The sequence below is a fragment of the Catenibacterium sp. UBA627 genome, assembly GCF_002299355.1.
In the GTDB taxonomy this organism is placed as follows: domain Bacteria; phylum Bacillota_I; class Bacilli_A; order Erysipelotrichales; family Coprobacillaceae; genus Catenibacterium; species Catenibacterium mitsuoka.
The window spans coordinates 230-4,985 of the sequence record NZ_DBPF01000083.1 but is presented as its reverse complement, the minus strand read 5'-3'; the positions used below and the strand labels follow the sequence as shown (position 1 = coordinate 4,985).

The 4,756-nt window shown below is 34.2% G+C and carries 3 protein-coding genes; all 3 read right to left on the bottom strand.

Annotation, left to right across the window (positions count from 1 at the left end; all coding sequences use genetic code 11):
- Positions 1-49 precede the first annotated feature (49 nt).
- On the bottom strand, positions 50-1,261 hold the full coding sequence (locus B2S90_RS05300) for a MalY/PatB family protein (protein ID WP_278861337.1): 1,212 nt from the start codon (positions 1,259-1,261) through the stop codon (positions 50-52).
- A 42-nt stretch (positions 1,262-1,303) separates the two neighbouring features.
- Complete coding sequence (locus B2S90_RS05295) at positions 1,304-1,894, bottom strand: histidine phosphatase family protein (RefSeq protein ID WP_055233173.1); 591 nt, start codon at positions 1,892-1,894, stop codon at positions 1,304-1,306.
- A 3-nt stretch (positions 1,895-1,897) separates the two neighbouring features.
- Positions 1,898-4,756: glycoside hydrolase family 2 TIM barrel-domain containing protein (locus B2S90_RS05290; RefSeq protein WP_286696654.1), on the bottom strand; the 2,859-nt coding region annotated here is incomplete at its 5' end.

The following is a 4,756-nucleotide window of genomic DNA, read 5'->3' as shown; positions in this document are numbered from 1 at the left end:
TTTTTTTTACCTATTATTAAAGGACAGCTGAGAGGCTGTCCTTTTCGTATTAGAATACGTATTCTTTTAATCTTTGCATGGCTTCCTGTAATAATGGATGTGGTAATGCAATGTTGAGTCTTATACCCCATGGATCATGGAACTGAACGCCACTTTGCCAGTCTACACCTACATCCCATCCTTTTTGAATAAGATCATCAATAGTCAGATGATTCTTTAGACAGTAGTCTTCACAATGTAGGAACACCATATAAGTCCCCTGCGATTGAGATACTTCAATACCTTCTACATTGTTTTTAATAAAGTCATAGGTATATTTCATATTCTGTTCAAGTACCTGATTTAATTCATCCACCCATTCAATAGATTCTTCACGATAGGCACCTATTAAAGCATGCATAGATAAAACGTTCATACTGTTGTAATGTGTCGAAGTAGCTACTTTGTTGAGCTGTTCTCTTAAATAGTCATCACAAATAATATGATAGCCGCCAATAAGTCCCGCTAAGTTAAATGTCTTACTTGGTGCATAAATAGAGATTGTGCGTCTTTTAGCATCTTCACTAATACTATAAGTAGGAATATGCTTATATCCTGCAAATACAATGTCTGACCATATTTCATCTGATACGACAATGACATCATTTTCTTTGAAAACATTCATTGCCTGTTCAAGTTCTTCTTTTTCCCATACACGTCCACATGGATTATGAGGAGAACAGAGAACCGCTAAGCGAATGTTATTGTCTTTGATACGCTTGTCCATGTCCTGATAATCCATGCGCCACACACCCTCTTTATCCTTTACAAGAGGACTTAATTCAGCCACTCGATTTGTATCATTTAACACAGTGGAAAAACCTACATAAGTAGGACTATGGAAGAGAATCTTGTCTCCCGGCTTTGTAAAGGCATGAATGGCACTTGCTAGGCACCCTAAAACACCATTTTCGTAACCAATATACTCTTTCTTTAAATCATGAATATTGTTTCTTGTCTTCTGCCAATACATGATGGCTTCATAATAATCATCAGATGGATAAAAATAACCAAATAGCGGATGTGCGAGACGTTTATTGAGAGCATTCATTACACTTGGTGCTGTCGCAAAATTCATATCAGCCACCCACATTGGAATAATACTAAAACCTTCTTTAGGGAAAGTAGGCTTCTTGACATGACCTTCTTGAGACCCTACTGCATCCAAGGCCATGGCATCTTTTCCTTTTCTATCAATGATTGTTACAAAATCGTACTTCATATTGTCTCCTTATTATTATAAAAGGATGACTTGAAATGTTACTTAATAGACTGCATTCAGAATAGTATCGAGTGAATAATGTCCTTCTTTATAATCCACTATGATTGCTGTCGCATTATCTGGAAATCTTAAACGTTCATCATGAGGTATAAGTGTTTTAACTAATCCATAAAGTGAACAGCCATGTCCAACAATAAGTACTGTATCATCTTCTTTACTTGATGCAATGATGTCATTAATGGATTCTATATGTTTATTAATCACATCATGGAGATCTTCTCCCTCATATGGTCGATAATCCATTTCGAGCGTATCCATCCAATTAGGCGCATCTATATGCAATTCTTTAACAAATAATGTGTTAATACCTTCTAAGATTCCAAAATTCACTTCTTTCAAACGTTTGTCATAAATAGGTACAATATTATGACCTTGAAGTATAATCTCTGATGTTTCTACCGCTCTTCCAAGTGGTGATGTATAAGCCTTGTTTATACTATAGTCCTTTAATTGTAAAGACATGTTTTCTACCTGTTTAACGCCTAATTTTGATAAAGGTGAATCACACCATCCCTGTGTTAAATTGATTTCATTAAAGTGTGTTTTACCATGTCTTACAAATATAAACTTCATTGATTATTCTCCTTTAAATGCAAAGTGTAGATGATGCTTATTCTTATCTAACAAGAATTCTTCATGTGTCTTAGCACCCCATGTATCATCTCCTGCAACACCCATCTGCTTCTCATTAATACATAATACTGTCTGATATGCTTCAGGCAATTCATCATGATGACGTGCATTTTCTAATTCATAAGGTGTGTAATGTAAAGCTGACATTTCAAAATCATCGCCCTCTAATAATAATACCTTATTTCCACCACGAATCAACACTTCCTTAACATGTGTTCTATTGCCACATTCCTGTGGGTAGAGATAAGGTGTACAGTTGTCTGTGACATTATAATCATATCTTCCAAGTATTGCCCCTTTATTTCTATCTATATAGTTTTCTTCTGGACCAAATCCATAATATGAGACATGCTCCATATCCTTATATAACTGGAATAATAGGCCGAATGCAGGCATTTCAATATTGGATGCAAGAGGCTGATAAGACATATCTACTTCTACTTTTCCATCACCATATACAATATATGTAAGATAAAGTAGTTCATCTCCTAAACGAGGTAAATCATATGTATATTCAATCTTGCATGATGTTTCTTCTTTAACTACTCTCACAAATTGACATTTAGCATATAAACTTGCAGTTAACCATTCCCCATAGCGATAGCCATATTTATTTTCCACATCATTATTTGTAGAAGCTCTAAAGAAGTTCGGTTTTACAGGCACACGAATGTATTCTTCTTGATGATAACGATAAGACACTAATCCCTTCTGTTTTGAGAAGATGACATTGAAGTCCTTCCCTACTACACCAACATTTAAATAGTCTTCTACCACCTTAACTGGTAAAGAAGAATTCTTTACTGTTTGAGGTTCATAATCATAAATGTACTGTTCATATGCATAGACTTGATTATCTTTCTTTAGATAAATATTCAATGCATATTCTTTGTTATCTTCAACCACAAACGGATTTTTAATTGTAGTTGTGTTTTGTGGTGCACATGCAACAATAACATTCTGTGATTTAATGACATAGCCGTCACATAATAAATCAATCTGTAAAGTGTATTCATTCAAATCAGTAAATAAGTATCTATTATCTAATTTGATTTCCTGTTCATTGATTGTGAAATCTACATATTGATAACAATACTTTACTTCCTGCATCTTAGGAGTATTCTTACGATTCGCAAAGACTAATCCATTGCCACAGAAATCATAATCACTTGGTCTTTCTTTAAAATCTCCTCCATAACAGAGTTTTCCATCATGATATAATGCCTGATCGATATAATCCCAGATAAAACCACCCTGATAAAGAGGATATTTCTTTTCTAAATCAATATACTTAAATAAAGCACCATTACTATTACCCATTGAGTGTGCATATTCACATAGAATGAACGGTTTGTCCTGATGTGTAGTCAAGTACTTTTCTATATCTTTCACATATGTATACATCTGACTTTCAATATCACTTGTCTCATTGTAAGAACGATCATGGGAGATACCTTCATAATGAATAACACGTGATTGGTCTTTGTTTCTTAAGAATTGAGACATTTCATAGAGATTCTTACCTCCGTGAGATTCATTACCTAAAGACCATATAATAATAGAAGGATGATTCTTGTCTCTTTCATACATTGAATTTGCACGATCTAGAATTATATCTAACCATTCAGGCTTATTATCAGGAATAATATGTTCCTTGTCAAAGTACTCACTCCATGTACCATGTGTTTCTAGGTTCACTTCATCAATGACATAAAGTCCATATTCATCACATAGATCATAGACGAAAGATTGATTAGGATAGTGTGATGTACGTAACGCATTGATATTGTGTGCCTTCATATTTAAGATATCCTGTTTTGTTTCTTCATAAGATACATGTCTACCTGTATAAGCAGAAAATTCATGTCTATTAACACCGTGGAAGATGATTCTCTGCCCATTGATACACATAATACCATTTATGATTTTAAATTCTCTTACACCGACCTGCTGGCTGATGCATTCTACTAAACCTTCTTCATCCATTACTTCAATAATCAATGTATAAAGGTGTGGTTTTTCTGCAGACCATAAATGAGGATGATCTAATTCAAATTGAAGAGATGAACTATCTTCTTTTGTTTCACTTGCAATAATTTCATCTTTATATTTCAATGTATAAATAACTTTTACGGGGTGAATAACAGTTGGATTCACTTCTACGACAGCATGATCATAGGTGTCATTCAAATGTGTAAGTACCTTTATATCTTCCAAGTGTGTATGAGGCACCATTTCTAATTCTACATCTCTAAATATTCCTGAGAAACGCCAGAAATCCTGGTCCTCAAGCCAGCTACCGCTACTAAAGCGATACACATTCACTGCAATCTTATTCTTTCCTTCTTCTATCAAAGAAGTAATATTAAAGCGTGATGGTGTAAAAGTATCTTCACTATAGCCTACAAAAGTTCCATTAACCCATAAAGCCATTGCGGATTCTACACCTTTAAAAGTAATATAAACATCTGTTTTATCTTTAATAACTGAACTATCAAAATATGTAATATAGCTGCCAATTGGATTATGTTCTGGAATCTCTCCTGGTATGATTTGTTCTGTGGCAGACCAAGGATAGATCTGATTGACATACATAGGCGTTCCATACCCCTGTAACTGAATATGTCCAGGAACATTGATTTCATCCCAGTTATCACTGTTGTAATCCTTGTTAGAAAAATCTTTAATTAATTGATTAAACCCATTAGCATAATGAAATTTCCATTTACCATTTAAAGAATAGATATAACTACTCTTATTTGTATGCATCTCCTCTAGAGAGGCATAGCGATGTATTGAGGC

Bases quoted from the DNA above. Each gene is read 5' to 3' on its own strand.
- B2S90_RS05300 (WP_278861337.1), bottom strand. From the start codon at position 1,261: ATGAAGTACGATTTTGTAACAATCATTGATAGAAAAGGAAAAGATGCC.
- B2S90_RS05295 (WP_055233173.1), bottom strand. From the start codon at position 1,894: ATGAAGTTTATATTTGTAAGACATGGTAAAACACACTTTAATGAAATC.